This is a genomic window from Micromonospora sp. NPDC003816, from assembly GCF_042874705.1.
GTDB lineage: Bacteria > Actinomycetota > Actinomycetes > Mycobacteriales > Micromonosporaceae > Micromonospora.
In genome coordinates this window covers 825,162-846,107 of record NZ_JBIANP010000003.1, presented here as the reverse complement: position 1 = coordinate 846,107, position 20,946 = coordinate 825,162, and the positions used below count along the sequence as shown (strand labels likewise).

Genomic DNA, 20,946 nt, shown 5'->3' with positions numbered 1-20,946 from the left:
CGCCGGCCGCGTGGTGCGCGGGCCGGCCGCGAACCGAAGGACACCACGTGTTGAACCGTCTGGCCCAGTGGGGCGTCGTCGCGGGGGCGGCGGCACTCGTCGTGGTCACGACCCTCGTCGCGGTCGACGCCCCGCTGGTCGCGATCGGACTGACCCTGCTTCTCCTGCTGGTCGCCCTGGTCCGTCGGGTGGACGGCTGGCGGTGGTTGCTGGGTCTGACCACGGCGCTGCTGGTCTGCGCCTCGTCGGACCTCCCGGCCCTGGTCGAGCTGAGCTTCTATCCGCGCTACGCCGCGGTCGCCGCCCTGGTGGTGTGGGGGCTGTGCCGGCCGGTCCGGGCCCCGGTCCGGCTCGCGCCGTGGACCGGCGTCCTCGTCGTCGCGCTCTGGTCGGTCGCCGGGCTCGCCACGCTCAGCACCGTCTGGTCGGTGGTCCCGATGGAGACCTTCCAGCGTGGTGTGGCCCTGGTGCTGCTGGCCGCCCTGGTGCACGTACTGGTGCGCAGGCGGTGGTCCGCGCGCGGGGTGATGCTGGCCGACCTGCGGACGGTCTACCTGGTCCTCAGCGTCTCCGCCCTGGTCAGCCTCGGGTACGGGGTCAGCGGCGGCGTGCTGACCGCCGCGCTGTCCAGCAGCCAGCGGTTCCAGGGCATCTACAACAACCCGAACATGCTCGGGATCGTGTGCGCCCTGGCCATCCCGCTGGGCTGGGCGGTGTACCAGGAGTACCGCCGACCCGTCCTGCTGCTCGGCGTCCTGCCGGCCGGCGTCTGCCTGCTGCTGTCGCAGTCGCGGACCGCGATCGTCGCCGTGCTCGTCGGCGCCGCCTGGGTCCTGCTGCGGCACGGGCTCGGGCCGGTGGTCCGCACCGTCACGGCGCTGGCCGCGACACTGCTGGTGGCGCACCTGTTCAACCTGCTGCCGGTGATCTTCTCGGCGCCGTGGATGCAGCGGATCGTGCTGCGCTTCACCGATCCCGAGGGCGCCGACCTGTCCAACGGCCGCACCGAGATGTGGCAGGCCACCGTCGACCTGTGGTGGCAGAACCGGCCCACGCTGGGCTTCGGGTACGCGTCCCGCAACCACCTGTTCGAACTCGCCAGTTACGACGAGTTCTTCGGGGCGGGCGTCAGCGTGGTGCACAACAGCTACCTGCAACTGCTGCTGGAGCTGGGACTCACCGCCGTCGTCCCGCTGGTGGCGCTGCTGCTGGCCGCCGGGCGCGGCGCGCTGCGCGCACCGGTGCGCGGGGCCAACTCGGGCCTGGTCTGGCTCGTGGTCAGCGGGGTGATGGTGCAGTTGACCGAGTCGGCCATCTTCGGCACCGGGCAGCCGTACCCGTACGTGTTCTGGCTCGCCGTCGCCGCCCTGCTGCACCGGCCCACCGCCGACCCGGACGAGAAGGCCGGTGTCACCGAGGGCGTACGCACCCGGCCCGGCCGGCGGGCACCGGCCGGGCTTCCCGGCTGATCAGCGACGGCCCTCGGCGGTCAGGAACGCGGTGACCCGGGACTGCCAGGCCCGGTGGTCGAACGACTCACGGGCCCGGGACAGCGCGGCCCGGCTCATCGCCGTCCAGTCCTCGTCCCGCAGGCGAAGCGCCCGCTCGATCCCGCGACGCACGTCGTCCGGACCGTTCCCGTCGAGCACCAGACCCTCGACGCCGTCCCGCACGTACGCGGCCAGGTCGCTGGTGTGGTTGAGCAGCACCGGGCACCCGGCGGCGAGGCTCTCCGGCACCTTCGACGGGAAGCCGTGCGCGGCGTACCCGCCGGTGGGCCGGACCAGCATCGAGAAGTGCGCGCCGCCGAGCAGCGTCAACACGGTGTCGCGGGGCACCCGGCCGAGGAAGGTCACCTCGGCGGCGACCCGGTCCAGCAGCGCCGGGTCCAGGTCCGACCCGGTGGCGGCCTGCTCGCGGGTGATGCCCGCGATGGTCAGACTCACCCGCCGCTGGTCCGCCGGGGCGAGCCGGCTGATGCCGCGCACGATCACGTCGAGCATGTCCTTGCGACCCGGGGTGCCGGCGTAGAGCAGCCGTAGCCCGTCGGCCAGCGACGGTGTCCGGGGTGGCGCGAACTCGGCACAGTCCACCTGCGGCGGCACCACGAGCACGTCGAGGCCGTACGCGCCGAGGTGGTCGGCGAGTGCACCGGTCACCGCCGTGGCCCGGCGCACCAGCCGGGTGGTCAGGAAGGTGGACCAGCGGTGCCGCACGAAGTACGGGGTGAGCCAGCCGTGCGCGAACTGGTGCCGGTCGTGGCGTTCGCTGGCGTCCACCACCACCGGTGCGCGCAGCACGAGCCGCAGCACCGCCCAGTTGCCGAGCGTCATCATCGCCATCGGCAGCAGCACCACGCCGACGTCGTCGCGGTCGACACCCTCGCGACGCAGGGCACGCAGCACGCGTACCGGTCGGGCGAGGCGGGCCGCCATCCGGGTGAGCCGGTTGCCGCCCCGGACCCGCAGCGTGATCAGGTCGATGCCGGCGACGTCGCCGAAGGGGCCGGGGAAGGGGACCTCGCAGGGCCAGTCGTTCACCACCAGGGTCCGCTCTCCCTCCGGCGCGGCGCTGCGGGCGAGCTGCCGCAGGCGGTTGGAGGTGGCGTCGCCGTACGGGAAGGCGTACGCGCCGACGAGCAGTGGCCGGACCGGGCGTACCCGGGTGGTCGCCGGACGGCGTTGCTCCGGGCCGCGTACCAGGATCCTGTCGTTCATCTCGATCACCGTTCCGAGCCGGCGGTCTGCCGGCTCCGCTGCGCTGTCGGGTGTTCCTGAGGTCGATAGACGGCGAGGTGGGCGGCGAGTGCGGCGTCGATGGCGAAGACGCTGTCGGTGAAGCGCGCGGCGGCCGTCTGCGGTGTCGTCGTCGCGGTGTACGCGGCGGCGGTCCGCACCGCCTCGGCCCAGACTCCCGGCGGCGCGTCGGTGTCGACGACCGTCACGCCGGGCAGGTGCGCCTCGATGAACCGCACCCCGGGCAGGTCGGCCGCGACGGTGCCGACGCCCAGCGCGACGGGTTCCAGCACTCCCCCGGGCAGCCCTTCCAGGCAGGAGGGGTGCACCACCACGTCGGCCTGACGCAGCAGGTGACCCACGTCGTCCCGGGCACCGAGCAGGTGCACCCGGTCGGCGAGGCCGGCGGCGTGCGCCTCGGCGCGGACCCGTGCGTCGTCGTCCGCGCCGTCGCCGGGACCGACCAGGACGGCGTGCGCCGGCACGCCCAGCGACCGCAGCTCGGCCAGGATCGGCGGCAGCAGCCAGCGCCGCTTCTCCGGCGAGGCACGCCCGACGCTGACGCAGACGAGGGCGCCCGGTTCGGCACCGACCAGCGTCCGCAGGTCGTCGCGGCCGGGTGCCCGCAGCCGGTCGAGGTCGAGGCCGTTGAGCACCACCCGGCAACGCCGGTCGTGCTGCCACCGCGGGTCGTAGCCGAAGGTGAGCGAACTGGGCGAGACGCCGAGGATGTCGGTGGCGCTGTGCCGCAGCAGGCGACCGCAGAGCCGCCGGTAGACGCGCCGCCGCAGACTGCGGCGGACGTTGTCGTCGCCCCGGAAGTGCGCCACCCGCACGGGTACGCCGCAGAGCCGGGCCAGTGCCAGCGGTAGGCCGGAGAAGTTGGCGCAGTCGACGTGCACCACGTCCGGACGCCACCGCCGCAGCAGCCCGACCAGGCGCGGGACGAAGTGCGCGTCCAGTGCGACCGGGGTGACCGTGCCGCCGTGCCGGGTGACCGTCTCGGCCAGCGGACCGGGGCCGATCCGGTCGCTGAGCGTCACCAGGTGCACCTCGACACCGGCGGCGGCCAGCCGGGGCAGCAGCTCGGCGGTGCGCATCTCCGTGCCGCCGAAGTTCAGTTCACCGACGATCCGCAGCACCCGGCACGGGCGGTCGGGTCGGCGCGTACCCGGCGTCGTCGGGTCATCCGGGAAGCTGGACACCTGCGGGCTCCTTCGCTCGTCGGGCCGGTCGACGGGGCCGGTCTCCGGCGAGCGCCCGCCGGTAGCCCACGAACACCGCCGGCCACATGGTCAGCACGTACGCGAGGCAGGCTGCGACCGGCAGGCCGACGAGCCCGAACTGCCGCAGTCCCCAGACCTTGAGCCCGGCCGCCAGCACCAGGAACGTCGCCCAGCCGACGAACTGCGGCCGGAGCAGGCCGACGCTGTTCTGCACCATGATCAACGGGGAGGTGACGGCGACCAGGAAGGACCAGGCGGCCAGCCCGGCCAGGAGCGCGACCGACACCGAGGCGCGGTCGACGTCGCTCACCCACAGCTCGACCAGCCGGGGGCCGACGCCGACCAGCGCACCGCCGACGACACCGACGACGACGCCGTAGAGGAGCACCATGCGCCGGGTGTTGCGGCGTACCCAGGCGACCTCGCCCCGGGCCAGGGCGGTGCCGTTGACCGGCCAGATCGTCATACCGACCAGCCCGACGAAGATCGACAGTACGCCGAAGAGCTTCCCGACCACCGCGTAGTGGGCCGCCACCACGGGCCCGAGCAGGTACGCGACGAGCGGGCTGTCCATGTTGAGCGCGATCGACGACATCGTGGTGAGCGCGAAGAACTGGAGGCCGAGCCGGAGCAGGCCGACGGCGGTGGCCCGGTCCACCAGGGCCGGACCGGGCCGCAGCGCGGGCTCCTGGAACCAGAAGTAGGCCACCGTGTTGAGCAGGTTGGTCAGCGGGACGGCCAGCACCGCGCCGCCGATCACCACCAGCGGACTCCATCCGGCGGCGATGGCGCCGAGCACCGCGCCCATCGCCACCAGCGCACCGGCCGACTGCCAGACGTTGCTCTGCACCACCTGGCCCCGGGCGTACTGGATCCGCTGGATCAGCGAGAACGGGATGTTGACGGCGAAGGCCCCGAAGCAGAGCAGCACCATCGTGGTGGCGTCCGCGGCGACCCGGGCGTCGGTCACGCCGAAGAGCCCGGCCCATCCCACCGTGGGTACGACCACCACCAGCGCGACGACCAGCACCACGGCGACCGCGCCGAGGGTGGCGAAGGCACTGGAGATCTCCCGCGCCTGCGCCCGGACGTCGTGGACGTGGTGGCTCAGCCGGGTCAGCAGACCGTTGCCCAGCCCCAGGTCGGCGAACCAGGCCATGCCGGTCAGCGCGGTGACCGCCATCCAGAGGCCGTACCGCTGGTCGCCGAGGTAGCCGAAGCAGGCCGGGGTGACGACGAGCGGCGCGGCCAGGCCGATCCCCTTCGCCGCCATCGCGGTGGCGATGCCGACCGTGACGCGGCGGTCCCGGTCACCCGCCGCCGCCAGAGTCTCGACGGCGGGCGGTGTGTCGACGGCGGGTGGCGTCGTGGTGGGGTCGACCGGAACGCTCGGGGCGGTCGACCGCCCCGGTCCGGTCCGGCTCGCCGCCCGGTTCACCGGGTCCCGGCGGAAGCGACGTCGCGCCGCCCGGACATCCACTCGACGGTGGCGCGCAGGCCGTCGAGGCGGTCGACCGGGATCACGTCGGGGAACAGGTCCCGCAGGCGGGCGTCGTCGGCCAGGGAGTGCGGCACGTCGCCGGCGCGCGGTGCGGCGTACTCGCGGGCGATCGGCCGCCCGAGCAGGCCCTCCAGCTCGTCGACGACCTCCAGCAGGGTGGCTCGCGCCCCGAAGGCGAGGTTGACCGGGTGCGGGTGCTGCACCCGACGGCGCAGCGCGTCCAGGATGACCTGGCAGACCGTGCCGACGTAGGTGAAGTCGCGGGACTGGGTGCCGTCGCCGTGCACCACGACCGGCTCGCCGTGCAGGGCGGCGTACACGAAGCGCGGGATCACCGCCGCGTACGCGTGGTCGTGCCGCTGCCCGGGCCCGAACACGTTGAAGAACCGGAAGGCCAGCGTGGACAGGCCGTACGACGCCTGGTACGCCAACGCGTACGCCTCGGCGGAGAGCTTGCTCGCCGCGTAGGGGCTCATCGGGCGGGTCCAGGTCAGCTCCGCCTTGGGCAGCGCGGGATTCGTGCCGTACACCGACGACGAGGAGGCGACGACGACGTGTCCGACGTGGTGTCGGCGGGCCGCCTCCAGCACCATCAGCGTGCCGGTCGCGTTCGCGTGGTGGGAGGCCACCGGGTCCCGCAGGGAGCGGGGCACGCTCGGCAGGGCGGCCAGGTGGACCACCGCGTCCCGGCCCGCCATCGCCGTGTCCAGGGCGACCGGGTCCAGGATGGAGCCCTCGACCAGGTCGACGCCGAGTCCGTCCAGGTTGCCGGGGAGCCCGACGGAGAGGTCGTCGAGGACGGTCACCTCTTTGACGGCGGGATCCGCCAACGCGGCGCGGGCCAGATTGGATCCGATGAAACCGGCCCCGCCGGTGACCAGAATGCGCATGGACAAAACCCCCGAATGAATGTCGAAGCTATGTATATCCACTCATCTGGGTCAGCGTCCCGCGTTCGCGGAATTCCGTACTGCTGTCCGGGAGCCGACCGTGCGCCGCCGACCAGGGAATACGTGGCGCACAGTGACATCATCGGTACGCATCACGGCGGAGGTGCCGGCCATGGGAGAACTGATCGTCTACCGTTCCAACGCCCTGATGACCGTCCGGTCGCGTTTCGACGCCACCCGGGACGTGCTGATGCCGGCGAACATCGCCTATCCCCTGGGCATGGTCGGCATGTGGCACTCCAGCCTGCCGCAGGTCACGCTCGTCCCGTCGACGGCGACCGACGCCCAGGTGTGGCCCTCCCCGTCGGCCGTGGGCACCCCGATCCACGACACCTCCGACGACAACTGCCCGATCAACACCGGCTGGTCGTACGTGGGCGGCAACCACGGGTACAACGTGGGCAACCAGATCGCCGTGACCAACCACGGCAAGACCACCGCCGACGTGGGTTCCCGGTGGACCGACGGCACCCGGGTGTTCACCCTGCTCGCCATCACCAACGCCAACAGCCTGCTCTTCGGCAACCCGTACGTGATCGTGGACGGCATCGCCCAGGGCGCGCGGGTCCGGCCGGCGGCACCCCTGACCCACCTGTCCGGCGCCACGAACCGCACCACCGTGCCGATCACCGGACTCACGCCGGACGTGCAGATCCGTCCGGCCACCCACACCCACGTGGTCAGTGTCGAACTGGACGGTCGGGCGCTGCCGGACGGTCGGCGTACCGGCCAGGAACTGCGGATCCGGGAGTCGTACCTGATCCCCTCCTACCAGGGGATGATCGACACCGCCCAGGCGAACATCGGCACGCCGATCGCCACGATCATGTCGCGGATCCCGTCGCTGTGCCGGATCGACAACCTGTACCGCTGGAGCACGGACGGGCTGCTGATCTCGCAGACGGTCACCGCGCTGAGCCGCTTCGCCCTGAACGCCGGGGTCACCCAGTGCTCCGCGCTGACCGTGCCGTCCGGCGGCAGCCGCCGGCAGTTCATGGCGAACGTGGGGGTCGCCGGCTCACTCAACTGGTCGACCTGGGCGAAGCTCGACACCCTGACCGTCCTCACCGACATCACGCCGGCCACGCTGCGGGACCCGCTGACGCCGGCCGCCAGCATGACCCAGTGGGTGGTGGACTCCGGTGGGGTGCAGAAGTGGGGCATCGCCGTCGGACTGCTGCCCTTCGACGACGGGCAGCCGGCGACGCGGGCCCGGCACACCACGGCGAAGGGCTGGTTCGTCAGCTCCAGTCTCAAGAAGAACTATCCGCAACTGGTGTGGGGACGGACGTTGGAGCCGAATGACTCGGTGACCGGCACGGCGTACCGCCGCTACCTGGCACCGCCCTCGACCGCCACCGAGATCGTCGTCTCCACCGGCACCCACGACGTGGTGGTGATCGAGCGGGTCGACCCGGCCGCCCAGACCCGGATGGCGGCGCCCGAACTGTTCCACCGGCGACTGGTCGCGGACGGTCCGACCAACCTCGCCGTGCCGGACCGGGTCGCCGTCGACGGCATCCCGTACGCGGTACCGGTCTCGCCCGGTTACGGCATGTGGCGCGCCCAGCCCGCACCGCCGGCACCGCCGCGGGTGCCCGGCGTGACGCTCGGCGTCGGCAGCTACTTCCTGCCGCTGGCCGGTCCGACCCGGACCTGCACGTACACCGGCGCGTTCCAGCGGCTCCTGCTGCACCCGGTGTACCTGGCCGAACCGACGCCGGTCGACCGGGCCTGCGTCGAGGTGACCGCAGCCGGCACCGGCGTGTTGCGCCACGGCGTGTACGCCCACGACCCGACGACCGGGCGGCCCGCGCTCCTCGGCCCGATCGCCGACTTCGGCACGCTGGCGGTGACCACCGCCGGGATCAAGGAGTCGGTGCTGAGCACGCCGGTCGTGCTGCCCGGCGGCTGGCACTGGTACGCACTGGTCTGGCAGGGCACCGGCAGCACCGCGCCGACGGTGCTGGCCGAGGCGGCGGGCGAGACGGCGCTCAACATCGGCACCGACCGGACAGCGATGTCCGGCGACCGGTACGGCTACCAGGTGTCCGGCGTGACCGGCGTCCTGGGCGCGATCACGGTCGGCGGCGTACACCAGTTCCCGCCACCCCGCGTGGCCTACCGGCGGGCCTGACGGCCGTCAGACCGTGGTCACCCCGTAGATCCGCTTCATCGCCTCGTGTTTGGCGGGCACCGGCAGGTGGCCGATCCCCAACGACTTGGCCTGCAACCGCGCGAGGTACTCGTCGGTCGTCCGCAGCGGTCGCGCCGGCACCCCGGCGGCCACGGTGTTGTCCGGGATGTCCCGGGTGACGATCGAGCCCGCCCCGATCACGCACCGGTTGCCGATGGTGACCCCCGCGAGGATCATCGACCGCATCCCGATGTAGACGTCGTCGCCGATCACGATCGGCGCGGTCCAGTCGAGGTCCGGGTGCTCCTTGCGGAGGATCAGCGTGCCGCCGTCGTGCGTGACGAACTGCACCTCGGAGGTGATGAAGACGTTGTCGCCGATGGTGATCAGCCAGGGCTCCGAGCCGAACATCGCCCGGCTGATCCCATAGAACCGGACCCGGCCGGTCAGGTTCACCCCGAGGGAACGGGCGAACGCCTCCGGGTCGCGGGTGGCGGCGAGATGGTCCCGCACCCGCTGGACCAGCGTACGAACGCGACGAGACACCTGACGTCCTCACCTGACGAAGTACGCGGCGACGGGCGGGCGCGCCCGCACCGCCGGACACCCTCTTAACGAGCCGGACCGGGTACGGGTGACGGACCCGGCGACTCGACAATCAGCGGCAGAACCGACGGGCGTGCTCCAGCACGTGGAGTTCCCGGTTCTGCCGCCGCCACAGCCGGTACTGCCGCGCGGCGAGCCGTTTCGCCTCGGCACGAGCGGCCACCGGCCGGGCGGCGAGCCGATCGAGCACGGCGCTGAACGCGGCCGGTGTCGCGGGGCGTACCACCGCTCCCCCGGCCTCGGCGATCAGCGCGCTGAACGGCGTCTCGTCGGAGCAGATCACCGGGCAGCCGGCGGCCAGACTCTCGACGATCACGTGACCGTAGTTCTCGCCCAGCGTCGGGAAGAGGAACGCGTCGTACCGGCCGAAGGTGTCCAGCACCTGCGCCGCCGGGAGTTCGCCCCGGTAGGCGACCCGGACGTGTCCGGGCATCGACTCGACGATCCCGCGACACCGTGCCCAGTACTCTTCGTCCTCCACCGGCCCGAAGATGTCGAACTCGATCGGCCGGGTCGTGCCGGCCACCGCCGCCAGCGCGGTGACCAGGTTCTTCATCGGCGAGATCCGGCCGACGAAGACGAGTCGCAGCGGCCCCTCGCGCGGCTCGGCGGGTGGGGCGGGATCCTCCGGCACGGCGCACTCGTTGCCGTTGACCATCACCTGGGCCCACGGCACGGCCGCCCGGATCTGCTCCTCCTCCCGCCGGCTGCACGCCTGCCAGCGCACGTCGAGCCGACGCAGCAGCGGCGCCCACACCGACAGGAAGAGTCGCTTCTTGCGCGACCTGATGTCGAGGGCGGCCGGCGCCAGTTCACCGCGCGGCGCGAGCAGGATCGCCCCGGCGCGCAGCACGCCCGAGGCGACCGCGAGGATCGACACCACCGAGAACGCCGACCAGAGGCTGTTGAGATAGAGCAGGTCGACCCGCCGGGAGCGGACGTGCCGCAGCAGCCGGGCCCAGTGCCGGAGGGCGAACGGGTCGAGGTAGAACACGGCGGCGCGGGCGTCGCGGTGCAGCAGCCGCCCGGACAGCCCCGGGTAGGACACCGGTGAGCGCAGGTCGCGGTCCCGGGTGACCAGGGTGACGTCGATCCCCTCCGGCAGGGTGTCCAGGATGTACCGCAGGGAGCGGATCGGCCCGCCGCCCCGGAAACCGGGCTCGAACACACCGGCGGTCGCGACGACCCGGTAGCCCGCCGCCTCGACGGCGGACCGCGACGCCGACCGGGGCATACCGGCGACGTCGGGCGGACGGGTCCTCACCAGCTTGGTCACTGTGTGGCTCACCTTCAGAGAGCGGATGCCGTCACCGCAGGCCGCAGCCGCGCCGCCCGGTCCGAAGTGGACCCTGGGGCCGGATGCCGGCACGGCCGTCACCATCGACGCGCCGGGACGGTTCAGATGGCGGAGAGCGACCGGCGTTCTCCGCGGGCGAGGGAGCCACGGGTGACGACCGACGTAGTGATCGTAGGAGTCGGCGGGATGGGCCGTGAGGTATATCGGGTAATTTGTCTACTCAACACGCCGCTGTCCGACTCGCCGCGATGGCGGGTGCTCGGATTCGTCGACGACTACCCCACCGAGCCCGACGTGGCCCTGGTGCGCCGTCTCGGGGTGCCCTTCCTCGGCCCGACCCGCCGGTTGGGCGAACTGCCGACCCGGACACGGGTGGCACTCGGCGTCGGCCGACCACGGCTGCGCCGGGAGACCGCCGAGGCCATCGCCCAGCACGGGCTGACCGCCGCCACGGTGATCCACCCGGATGCCGAGATCGGCACGGACTGCGTGGTCGGCGAGGGACTGTTCGCGGCCGGCGGCGCACGCGTGACGACCAACGTCGTACTCGGCCGACACGTCCATCTCAACCAGAACTGCACGGTGGGGCACGACGCGGTGCTGGGCGACTACGTCTCGGTCAACCCGCTGGCCGCCGTCTCCGGCCACTGTCGCCTCGCCGAGGGCGTGATGGTCGGCACCACCGCCGCCGTCCTGCCCCGGCTGACGGTCGGCCGGGACGCCGTCGTCGGAGCCGGGGCCTGCGTGACCCGCGACGTCCCGGCCGGTGTCGTGGTCACCGGCGTACCGGCCCGGCCGACGCCGTCCTCAGTGCCGGATGCCCGCCCAGTCGTGATGGCGGCGCACGGTCGACAGGAGGAAGTCGACCACCCGGCGTGAGGTGTCCGGGACCTGGTAGTCCAGCGGACACCCGGCGGCACCGGCGGCGGCCTGCGCCACCACGACGCGGACCGCCTCCACCACCCCGGCCGGGTCCAGACCGGTCATCACGATCGCCCCGGTGTCCAGCGCCTCCGGACGCTCGATGGACTCGCGCAGGGTCACCGCCGGGAAGCCGAGGATCGCCGACTCCTCGCTGACCGTGCCGCTGTCCGAGAGCGTGCACCGGGCGTGCCGTTGCAGGGTGACGTAGTCGAAGAAGCCGAACGGCTCGTGAAAGGCGATCGACTCCAGCCGCGTACCGTCCACGGCGAGGGACTCCAGCCGCTTGCGGGTGCGCGGATGGGTGGAGACCAGCAGCGGTAGTCCCCACTCGTCGCGGACGGCACAGAGGCAGTCCAGCAGTCGTCGGAGCCGGTCCGGGTGGTCGACGTTCTCCTCCCGGTGGGCGCTGACCACGACGTAGCCGCCGGGCTCCAGGTCGAGCCGTGCCAGCACGGTGGAGGCGTCGATCTGCGGCCGGTAGTGATCGAGCACCTCGCGCATGGGCGAACCGGTGTGCAGGATGCGCCGGGGGTGCAGACCCTCGGCGAGCAGGTTGCGCCGGGCGTGCTCGGAGTAGACCAGGTTGAAGTCGGCGACGTGGTCGACCATCCGCCGGTTGGTCTCCTCCGGCACGTTCAGGTCGAAGCAGCGGTTGCCGGCCTCCATGTGGTAGACCGGCACCTTCATCCGCCGGGCCATCAGCGCCGAGATCGCACTGTTGGTGTCACCGAGCACCAGCAGCGCGTCCGGACGCGTCTCGGCGATCGCGGCCTCGGTGCCGACCAGGACCGCACCGAGCAGACTGCCGAGCGAACTGGTGTCCGCCCGCAGGAACCGGTCCGGCGCGCGGACACCCAGCTCGGTGAAGAAGATGTCGGAAAGGGCCGGGTCCCAGTTCTGTCCCGTGTGCACCAACGTGTGCTCCACGGTCCGGTCCAGCGCGTCGATCACCCGGGCCAACCGGATGATCTCCGGCCTGGTCCCGACAACGGTCATCACCCGGGTCACGGGCATCTCCTCACAGCGGTTTGCAGATGAACGGTGCGGTGGGCGGCAGGGCCACCGGCTCAGGACGTACGCCCCTGCGGGGGCACCCGGTACGCCGGGTCACGGATCACGTGCCGCGCCTGGTCGAGCACGCTGACCCGGGTAAGGCTCGCCCGCCAGCGCCGGTACGCCGCCCCGGCGGCCACCCGGGCCGCGTACCGCTGCTCCGGCGCGGCGGTGGCGACCTGCGTGACCAGGGCACCCAGGGCCGACGGGGTCAGTTCGGTCAGCACCAGCCCGCCGCCGTCACGCAGCACGGCGGTCCAGGGGGTGCGGTCGGAGCAGACCACCGGGCAGTACGCCGACAGGCTCTCCGCGATGGCGTTGCCGAAGTTCTCGCCCCGGGTCGGCAGCACGAACGCCTCGTACCGGGAGAAGGTCTCTCTGACGTGGTCGGGATGCAGCTCCCCGCGATAGGAGACGGTGGCCGTTTCGGGCAGGGCCGCTATCAGCTCCTGGCAGCGCCGCCAGTACCCCGGGTCCTCCACCGGGCCGTAGACGTCCAGCCGGACCGGCACCGGCACGTGGGCGAGCGCGCGGAGCACCAGGTCGAGGTTCTTCATCGGGGAGATCCGTCCGATGAAGACCAGCCGCGCCCGCGCGGTCGGCGGCAGCGCGACCGGTTCCGGCTCCGGTTCGGGGCCGCTGGCGACGGCGACCACCCCGATCCGGGCCCGGGGCAGCACCCGCCGGATGTCGGCGGCCTCGGCCGGAGTGGTGGCGTGCCACAGCACCCGCGGCTGCCCGAGCATCCACCGCCAGCCGGCCAGGAAGATCCGCTTGCGCAGGCCGTGCAGCCGCAGCGCGGCCGACCCGAACTCGCCCCGGGGGGCCACCAGCACGCGCCGCACCCGCAGCAGGCCGAGCCGGGCCGCGACGATGGGAAGGATGGAGAAGGTCGACCAGACGCTGTTCACGTAGAGCAGGTCGAACCGGACCGTGCGCAACGCGCGCCAGAGCTGTCGCCAGTGCGCCGGACGGCGTACTCCGAGGTAGAAGATGTTGGTGCGGCCGAATCGCGCCCACCGGCCGGAGAGACCGGGATAGGGGTCGGGCGAACCGAGGTCGTGGTCGCGGGTCAACATCGTCGTCTCGATGTCGTCGCTGGCCTTGGCGAGCACGTCCGAGATCGAGCGTACGGGGCCGCCGGCCCGCCATCCGGGAACGAAGTACTCCGCCGTGACGAGAACACGGAATTGTTTCTCGTCGTATTCCGAGAGTTCTTCCCGGAATTGCGACACGGGGGTGGTGTCGTTGACCATCTTCAGCTCCTCGCCGGCGCACGGGACTGCTTGGCCCAACGATCGAACGCTTTAGCGGTGACTGCCGAAGGCGGCAGGCGACACCTTCCGAACAGTATGCGTAAACAGGAAATCCAGACCCCGAAAAACGCTATAAAAGCCAGGCGACCACACCGCCGACACAGCACTAGGGGACTTAATGTCACGAGTGGCACTCATATCCGGAATCACCGGGCAGGACGGCAGTTACCTGACCGAGTTCCTACTCGACAAGGGATACACGGTGCACGGGATCAAACGGCGCTCGTCGTCGTTCAACACCGATCGGCTCGACCGCATCGACGTGCACCCGCGCAACTCGGACGCCCGCTTGTTCCTGCACTACGGTGACCTCACCGACCCGGCCACGCTGACCTCGCTGATCCGCGACGTCCGGCCGGACGAGATCTACAACCTCGGCGCGCAGAGCCACGTCCGGGTCTCCTTCGACATCCCCGGCTACACGGCCGACGTCACCGCGCTCGGCGCCCTGCACATGCTGGAGGCCGTCCGCGCCGCCGGCATCGACTGCCGCTACTACCAGGCGTCCTCCTCGGAGATGTTCGGGTCGACGCCGCCCCCGCAGCGCGAGGAGACACCGTTCCACCCGCGCAGTCCGTACGCGTGCGCCAAGGTCTACGCGTACTGGTCGGCGGTGAACTACCGCGAGTCGTGGGACATGTTCTGCGTCAACGGCATCCTGTTCAACCACGAGAGCCCCCGGCGCGGCGAGAACTTCGTCACCCGCAAGGTCACCCGAGCGGTCGCCCGCATCGAGGCGGGCCTTCAGGACCGGCTCTACCTGGGCAACCTCGACGCGGTACGGGACTGGGGCTACGCCCCGGAGTACGTCGAGGCGATGTGGCTGGCCCTGCAACAGGACAGCCCGGACGACTACGTGGTCGCCACCGGCGAGGGACACACCGTCCGCCAGTTCGTCGAGGCGGCCTTCGACCAGGTGGGCCTGGACTGGGAGCAGTACGTCGAGATCGACCCGGCCTACTACCGGCCCGCCGAGGTCGACGCCCTGATCGGCGACTACGGCAAGGCCCGCCGCCGCCTCGGCTGGGCACCCAAGACCCTCTTCGGGGATTTGGTGCGGGTGATGGTCGACGCCGACCGTCAACTGCTCGAGGACGAACGGATGGGACGTCTGGTGCGGGTGGACCGATGAGGGTCACCGTCGAGGCCACCCCGATCCGGCCCGGCCACGCGGCCGGTGTCGAGGCGTTCGCGTACGGCCTGCTGGCCGGGATGGCCGCCGACGACTCCTGCGACCTGCGGGTCACCGTCCTGCGCGGCACACTGGACCAGTGGCGCGGGCACCTGCCCACCGACCGGATCGACTGGACCGAGGTGGCCCAGCCGCTGCGGTCGGACAACCCGGCCGGACAGTTGCTGCGGCGCTGGACCCCGACCCGGGTCCGCAACTCGGTGACCGTCCGGCGGACGGTCAACCTGCTGCGTCAGCGCTCCGAACCGCCGTCGTCGGGCGCGGACGTGACGTTGTACCCGTTCCACTGTGCGCCCACCGGGTCCGGCAGGTCGGTGGTCGTCCTGCACGACCTGCGGCACCTGCACGCCGACTTCCACTCCCCCGGGTACGCGGCCGTGGTCCGCGAGAACGTGGCGAGGGCCAGCGCCATCGTGGTGACCTGGCCGCACCCGTACCGGCAGGCGCTGCGCCTGTTCCCGGAGGCGGCGCAGCGCACCGTGCTCATCCCGACGCCCACCTTCCAGCCCGCGCCGGAGCGCGCGAGCGCCCGACCCGAACCGGGCCTGCTCATCTATCCGTCGTCGACCGCGACGCACAAGAACCACGCGACGCTGCTGGAGGCGATGGCACTGCTGCCGGAGTACCGCCTGGTCTGTCCGGGGCCGCTAGTCGAGCCCGAGGCGAGTCGGCTGCTCGCGCGGGCCGCCCAGCCGGACCTGCGCGGCCGGGTGTCCTTCCCCGGCTTCGTCAGCCTGGACGACCTCAACGCGCTCTACGCCCGCGCCGACGCGGTGGTGGTGCCCTCGCTCTGGGAGGCGGCCAGCGGGACGATGCTGGAGGCGTTCAGTTGGGGGCTGCCGGTGGCCTGTGCCGACGCCGAACCGCTGCTGGCCCAACTGGAGTTCACCGGGGCGCAGGCGGCGGTGTTCCGGGCCACCGACCCGTCCTCGCTGGCCGACGCGGTCCGCCGGCTGTCGGACGACCGCGCGCACTACGCCGCCGCGTCCCGCCGGGCCGACGGTCGGCTCGCCACCCGCACCTGGGCGGCCACCGGCCGCGACTACCTGGACGTGCTGCGCTGGGCGGCGGACGGGCAGCCCGGCCCGGTGCCCCGGTCCGCGTTCGCCACCGCCCTCGATCCGGAGGTGGTGTCGTGAGCGCGCCGGAGCGCTTCCCGGTCGCCCGGCCCAGCATCACCGAGTTGGAGGAGCGCTACGTCGTCGACGCGATCCGGAGCGGCTGGATCTCGTCGCACGGCCCCTACCTGCGGGAGTTCGAGGAACGCTTCGCGCGCCGCTGCGGCGTGGACGCCGCCGTCTCCACCGGCAACGGCACGGTGGCCCTGCACCTCGCGCTCGCCGCCGCCGGCATCGGGCCGGGCGACGAGGTGATCGTCCCGGCACTGACCTACGTGGCGACGGCGAACGCGGTCGCGTACTGCGGTGCCCGCGCGGTCTGCGTGGACGTGCTGCCACAGAGCTGGTGCGTCGACCCGGCCGCCGTCCGCGCGGCGATCGGCCCGCGTACCCGGGCGGTCATCGCCGTCGACCTGTACGGCCACCCGGCCGACTACCCCGCCCTGCGCGATCTCTGCCACCGGCACGGGCTGCTCCTGGTCGCCGACGCGGCCGAGTCGTTCGGCGCCACGCTCGACGGGCATCCCACCGGGTCGCTGGCCGATGTCACCACGTTCTCGTTCTTCGGCAACAAGGTGATCACCTCGGGCGAGGGCGGCTGCGTGACCACCTCCGACGACGCCCTGGCCGACCGGATGCGTCTGCTGCGCAACCAGGGGATGGACCCGCACCGCCGCTACTACTTCCCGGTGCTGGGCTACAACTACCGGATGACCAACCTGAGCGCGGCGTTGCTCTGCGCCCAGCTCGACCGGGCCGACGAGATCATCGCCCGGCGCGACCGGGTGATCACCGGCTACGAGGAGCAGTTGGCCGACGAGCCGGCGCTGACCCGCCAACCGGTGCTGCCCGGGGTACGCCGGGGGGCGTGGATGGCCGCGTTCCTGGTCGGTGCCGAGGGCGACGCCACGTCGCGGGACGCGCTGGCCCGCGCGCTCGACCGGCGCGGAGTCGAGACCCGACCCTTCTTCGTGCCGATCCCCGAGTTGCCCGCACACCACGATCCGGCGGCGGACTGCCCGGTGACCACCGACCTCAGCCGTCGGGGCATCAACCTGCCCACCCACGCGGAACTGGGCGAGGCGGAGGTCAAGACGGTGGTGGAGCGGGTCCGCGCCGCCCTGGCCGACTGAGCGCCCGGATCCGGCCGGGACGATCGGCGCAGGCTACCGCGAGCCGGCGCCGATCGTGCTCCGGACCGTACGACCGAGACGCCGGTAGATGTTGACCGCCGTGCCGGAGGTCTGGAACCTGAGCCTGTCCCCGGTGCTCAACATCGCGCGGGTGCCGGGCACCCGCCCGGCGAACGCCCGCCGCAACCACGGTCCGACCACCTCGGCCGCCCGTGGCACCGCGTCCGGGTCGACGGCGGGCGGCAGCACCCGGTCGTAGATCCGCAGCCCGTCGAAGGGACGGTCGAAGAAGGCCGCCGTCTTCGGCGCGTACGAGATGGGCAGGATCGGCACGTCCAGGGCTGCCCAGAGCGCGCTCGAATGCAGCTTCATCGAGACGGCGACCGTGCACTCGGCCATCGCGGCGGCGAAGTCGAGCAGGTCCACGCCCTCGTACGGCAGCACCGTCGCGTCTGCGCCGGCCAGGTGCCGGCGCACCTGTTCGGTGAAGGTCACGTCGGGTCCCCCGGTCCCCGCCTCCAGGACGAAGAGGCGCACCGCGTCGACGCCGTACCGCTCGGCGACCCGGGCCACGTGGCGGGCGGTGACGGTCACGTCCAGCCCCGGCCACCGTCGCAGCGCCACACCCAGCACCTTCGGGCGGTCGGGCGCGGCCGCGGGGCGTACCCCCAACCCGTCCAGGAAGGTCCGGTCGACGAAGTCCCGGCAGCGCCGGGCCCGCCACCCCAGCCGCTGCTCCGCCAGGGTCACCGAGTCGCCGTCGCGCAGATAGCACTCGTCGAACGGGGAACCGAGTGCCCGCAGCCGGTGTTCCCAGTCCGCGCTGAGCGGGCCGAGTCCGAGTCCGACGGCGAGCACCGGCACCGCCGGCAGGTGTCGGGGCAGGAAACTCAGCCACCGGTAGGGGGTGTGCGGATGGTGGCTGGTCTGGAGCAGACCACCGCCGCCGAACAGCACCGCGTGGCAGCCCTGGAAGCTCAGTTCGCTGCGGCGGGAACCGGGCAGGTCCCGTCCCGGACGCACCGGTCGCGGGCGCAGTGCGGCACCGAGCCGGGCCGAGATCGCCGTCCAGTCGATGGGGCGACCGAAGCTGAGATATCGCACCTCGGTCTCCTCGTCCACCTCGCCGGCGGCGGCCACCGCGGCGATCAGGATCAGGTCGTCACCGAAGTTGCCGGCCTCACCGAGGCAGACCAGTCCGACTGTACGGGTCACCGCACAACTCCCTTCCGCCCGCCCAGCCGCAGATAGCTGGACCACCAGCACACGGCGCTGACCAGGGCGAGTACGGCCAGGGCGCCGGCTGCGCCACCGGCTCCGAACAGGACACCACCGGCGACGATCGTCGCGATCCGCAGCGGTCCGAGGACCACACCGATCGCCAACGCGCGCCCACCGGCGTGGGCCACCCGGTGCCCGGCGAAGGCGACGAGGGCGATGGGGGCCAGCAACGCCTCGACGGAGAGCAGCGGCAGCAGCGGACGGGCCGCGTGCCAGTTGTCGCCCAGCACGGCCCGCCCGATGTCGTCCGGCAACAGGCACACCATCAGCACCAGCGGGAGCATCACGCCGACGGTCAGCGCGACGACCGAACCGGCCACCCGCAGCCGGGCCCGTCCCGTCTCCGGACGTGTCTGGGCCAGGTACGGCACGATCAGCGAGGAGAGCGTCGTCATCAGCAGGGTGACCGGCCCGAAGACCGTCCGGGCCGCGCCGAGGGCGCCGACCACCGCCACCCCCGCCGTGGCGGCCAGCGCGCTCAGAGCCAGTTGCGCCGAACCGGTGGTGACCAGGAACTGCGCGGCGAAGGAGGCGGCCACGCGGGTGCCACGACGGTCGAGCCCCCAGCCGGGCACCACGTCGTACCGCAGCCGCAGGGCGACCACGACGCCGATGACGGCACCGGAGAACGCCCAGCAGACGAAGATCATGAACGGCGGCACCGAGGCGACCACGGCCGCCCCGACGGCCAGCGCGGTGCAGCCCAGCCAGACACCTTCCTGGGCCAGCGCGACCCGGGTACCGCCGACACCGATGCTGATCGCCTTGACGTAGTCGTAGACCACCAGTCCCGGCAGAGCCAGGCCGGTGACGGTGAGGTAGTCGGCGCCGAGCACCACTCCGGTGCCAGCGGTGAGCAACCCGGCCAGCACGGCGACGGCACCTGCCCGACGCGCCCCCCGCGTGATCTCGTGCCGTGCCGGCCCGGTCCGCGCGGCCAGCACCGCCTCGGTGACCGCCGTCCGCACCAGGCCGATGACGAGTACGTAGATCGAGAAGGCCAGGGCGAACTGCCCCAGTCTCGACAGCGACTCACCGCGCGCGACGGACACCGACACCATCAGGTTGCCCACGCTGGACAGCCCGTTCACCGACAGCGCCACCACCGTGCGCCGGACGAACGCCCGCCGCCCGCCCGCCCGGGTGATCTCGTTCCCGGCCGGCGGGCCGGGCCGCGACGCCGCGCGGGTCGTCACGTCGGGAGCCGGGTACGCGGCGTTCGCGCCGACGTCGGCGTCCGGTCCCGGGTCAGCCGCAGGAGCAGCAGCACCGGTAGCGCGGCGACGGAGAACTGGACGAACGAGATCATCGACTCCGGATAGACCTTCGACCACATCAGTGGACTGGCCACCACGAAACCGAAGAGCGCGAGACGGATCGGTCCGGGTGGGCCACCGGCCCGCAGCAGCAGGACCCCGACGAGCGCCCAACCGGTGTAGAACACCACCACACCCCACGGACCGTCGAGGAAGTAGATCGTGCCGAGCGCGAGGAAGGTGTACGCGGACGTCGACGTCCCACCGAGATACTCGTTGATCCGCGCGCCGGTCGACAGGGCCGGCCGGTCCGGGTCGAGTGCCCGAGGCAGCAGTCCGTACCGCACGATCTCGGACGGGCCGGGACGCTCGATGTCGACCGGCACGTCGTACTCGCTCGCGCGGGTCACCTGCAGGTCGAACCGGAGCCGGTCGGCGGAGGTGACCTCCTCGTCGACCGCCACGCCACCGTCGGTCCGGATCTCGTTGCGGGCGGCGTACATCGTCGGCCAGATCAGGAACAGCGCGACGACGGCGATCACCACGAAACGGGTGTGCAGCAACCCGCAGAGCGCCGCCAGCGCCACCACGAAGGTCAGGTAGCCCATCAGGGGAGCGGTCAACGCGGTGGTCACCGCCACCACCACCTGGGTGCCGATGAGACAGGTCGCCCAGCGCAGGCAGGCCAGTCGACCAGCCTGTCCGGCGAGCAGGCTCGCGACCAGCAGGGCGAAGGCGAGGTACCGCCAGCCCATGAACAGGGAGCTGAGCATGGCCGCCGGGGACGAAGCCACCTCACCGGTGAGTTGGCTGAAGATCGTGCCACGACCGGCCCAGACGCCGACGAGGTCGGCGGAGACACTGCCCAGCGTCACCGCCCGGGCGATCGCGAACAGGCGGGGGTTACCGGCACTGGCCCGGTTCAGGCCGCGTTGCCACTCGCCGCGCCGGCCCACCCGCCGCAGGAAGGCCAGTTCGACGAGCAGGCACCCCGGCAATGCCAGGGCCAGCAGCATGACGATGAAGCCGAGGTCCGGATTGCCGTTGAGCACCGCCATCGGGACGACGAGCACGGCGTACGGGGCCACCACCATCGTGCTCACCGGGAAGAGTTGCAGGAGCCAGTTCAGCCGGGGCAGCTTGCGGCGACGGCCGCGCAGGGGCCTCGTCGGGTCCGTCGCCGGAGTCGCGGGTCGGTCCTCGGCCACGCGGTACGACGTC

The 20,946-nt window shown here is 72.3% G+C and carries 17 protein-coding genes; 6 read left to right on the top strand and 11 right to left on the bottom strand.

From position 1 onward, the window contains the following. The first annotated feature begins 47 nt into the window (after positions 1-47). On the top strand, positions 48-1,469 hold the full coding sequence (locus tag ACFYTT_RS14650) for an O-antigen ligase (protein WP_131052507.1): 1,422 nt from the start codon (positions 48-50) through the stop codon (positions 1,467-1,469). On the opposite strand, the gene ACFYTT_RS14645 is transcribed toward ACFYTT_RS14650, so the two are convergent. Genes ACFYTT_RS14645 through ACFYTT_RS14630 form a run of 4 tightly spaced genes read right to left on the bottom strand, consistent with a single transcriptional unit; the run spans position 1,470 to position 6,352 of the window. Next, a complete protein-coding gene (locus tag ACFYTT_RS14645; RefSeq protein ID WP_176093215.1) occupies positions 1,470-2,717 on the bottom strand; it encodes a glycosyltransferase in 1,248 nt (415 codons plus the stop codon). 5 nt (positions 2,718-2,722) lie between these two features. Then, positions 2,723-3,940, bottom strand: a complete 1,218-nt coding sequence (locus ACFYTT_RS14640) for a glycosyltransferase (RefSeq protein ID WP_387259473.1) — start codon at positions 3,938-3,940, stop codon at positions 2,723-2,725. Further along, complete coding sequence (locus ACFYTT_RS14635) at positions 3,921-5,399, bottom strand: lipopolysaccharide biosynthesis protein (protein ID WP_387259470.1); 1,479 nt, start codon at positions 5,397-5,399, stop codon at positions 3,921-3,923. The genes ACFYTT_RS14640 and ACFYTT_RS14635 overlap by 20 nt, the downstream gene beginning before the upstream one ends. Then, the gene (locus tag ACFYTT_RS14630) at positions 5,396-6,352 is read right to left on the bottom strand and encodes an NAD-dependent epimerase/dehydratase family protein (RefSeq protein WP_131052503.1); all 957 of its coding nucleotides are present in this window, start codon (positions 6,350-6,352) and stop codon (positions 5,396-5,398) included. The genes ACFYTT_RS14635 and ACFYTT_RS14630 overlap by 4 nt, the downstream gene beginning before the upstream one ends. 172 nt (positions 6,353-6,524) lie before the next feature. On the opposite strand from ACFYTT_RS14630, the gene ACFYTT_RS14625 reads away from it, so the two are divergent. Then, on the top strand, positions 6,525-8,549 hold the full coding sequence (locus ACFYTT_RS14625; protein WP_387259467.1) for a hypothetical protein: 2,025 nt from the start codon (positions 6,525-6,527) through the stop codon (positions 8,547-8,549). A gap of 6 nt (positions 8,550-8,555) precedes the next feature. Here ACFYTT_RS14625 and ACFYTT_RS14620 read toward each other — a convergent pair whose 3' ends face one another. Continuing rightward, positions 8,556-9,095 carry an acyltransferase gene (locus ACFYTT_RS14620; RefSeq protein ID WP_131052501.1) on the bottom strand — a complete coding sequence of 180 codons (540 nt, stop codon included), beginning with the start codon at positions 9,093-9,095 and terminating at the stop codon, positions 8,556-8,558. A gap of 112 nt (positions 9,096-9,207) precedes the next feature. Then, complete coding sequence (locus ACFYTT_RS14615; RefSeq protein ID WP_387259463.1) at positions 9,208-10,431, bottom strand: glycosyltransferase family 4 protein; 1,224 nt, start codon at positions 10,429-10,431, stop codon at positions 9,208-9,210. A gap of 126 nt (positions 10,432-10,557) precedes the next feature. Here ACFYTT_RS14615 and ACFYTT_RS14610 point away from each other — a divergent pair, with 126 nt between their 5' ends. Next, the gene (locus tag ACFYTT_RS14610; RefSeq protein ID WP_387259460.1) at positions 10,558-11,331 is read left to right on the top strand and encodes an acetyltransferase; all 774 of its coding nucleotides are present in this window, start codon (positions 10,558-10,560) and stop codon (positions 11,329-11,331) included. Here the strand turns inward: ACFYTT_RS14610 and wecB are convergent. Together wecB and ACFYTT_RS14600 are read right to left on the bottom strand one after the other, a co-directional pair. Then, positions 11,260-12,390 carry a non-hydrolyzing UDP-N-acetylglucosamine 2-epimerase gene (gene wecB / locus ACFYTT_RS14605; RefSeq protein ID WP_236145662.1) on the bottom strand — a complete coding sequence of 377 codons (1,131 nt, stop codon included), beginning with the start codon at positions 12,388-12,390 and terminating at the stop codon, positions 11,260-11,262. The genes ACFYTT_RS14610 and wecB overlap by 72 nt on opposite strands. 53 nt (positions 12,391-12,443) lie before the next feature. After that, positions 12,444-13,685, bottom strand: a complete 1,242-nt coding sequence (locus tag ACFYTT_RS14600) for a glycosyltransferase (protein WP_131052497.1) — start codon at positions 13,683-13,685, stop codon at positions 12,444-12,446. A 178-nt stretch (positions 13,686-13,863) separates the two neighbouring features. On the opposite strand from ACFYTT_RS14600, the gene gmd reads away from it, so the two are divergent. The 3 genes from gmd to ACFYTT_RS14585 are packed head-to-tail and all read left to right on the top strand — an operon-like array spanning position 13,864 to position 17,188. Next, the gene (gmd, locus tag ACFYTT_RS14595; RefSeq protein ID WP_131052496.1) at positions 13,864-14,877 is read left to right on the top strand and encodes a GDP-mannose 4,6-dehydratase; all 1,014 of its coding nucleotides are present in this window, start codon (positions 13,864-13,866) and stop codon (positions 14,875-14,877) included. Continuing rightward, on the top strand, positions 14,874-16,076 hold the full coding sequence (locus tag ACFYTT_RS14590; protein WP_131052495.1) for a glycosyltransferase: 1,203 nt from the start codon (positions 14,874-14,876) through the stop codon (positions 16,074-16,076). The genes gmd and ACFYTT_RS14590 overlap by 4 nt, the downstream gene beginning before the upstream one ends. Continuing rightward, positions 16,073-17,188 (top strand): DegT/DnrJ/EryC1/StrS aminotransferase family protein, encoded by a 1,116-nt coding sequence (locus tag ACFYTT_RS14585; RefSeq protein WP_131052494.1) that lies wholly within the window; start codon positions 16,073-16,075, stop codon positions 17,186-17,188. The genes ACFYTT_RS14590 and ACFYTT_RS14585 overlap by 4 nt, the downstream gene beginning before the upstream one ends. 33 nt (positions 17,189-17,221) lie before the next feature. Here the strand turns inward: ACFYTT_RS14585 and ACFYTT_RS14580 are convergent, their stop codons facing one another. Genes ACFYTT_RS14580 through ACFYTT_RS14570 form a run of 3 tightly spaced genes read right to left on the bottom strand, consistent with a single transcriptional unit; the run spans position 17,222 to position 20,933 of the window. Next, a complete protein-coding gene (locus ACFYTT_RS14580; protein WP_176093208.1) occupies positions 17,222-18,403 on the bottom strand; it encodes a polysaccharide pyruvyl transferase family protein in 1,182 nt (393 codons plus the stop codon). Beyond that, positions 18,400-19,665: a hypothetical protein gene (locus ACFYTT_RS14575; RefSeq protein ID WP_387259455.1), complete on the bottom strand. Its 1,266-nt coding sequence runs from the start codon at positions 19,663-19,665 to the stop codon at positions 18,400-18,402. The genes ACFYTT_RS14580 and ACFYTT_RS14575 overlap by 4 nt, the downstream gene beginning before the upstream one ends. Beyond that, positions 19,662-20,933, bottom strand: coding sequence for a hypothetical protein (locus ACFYTT_RS14570; RefSeq protein ID WP_387259452.1), 1,272 nt, complete (start codon positions 20,931-20,933; stop codon positions 19,662-19,664). The genes ACFYTT_RS14575 and ACFYTT_RS14570 overlap by 4 nt, the downstream gene beginning before the upstream one ends. Between the last annotated feature and the right edge of the window lie 13 nt (positions 20,934-20,946).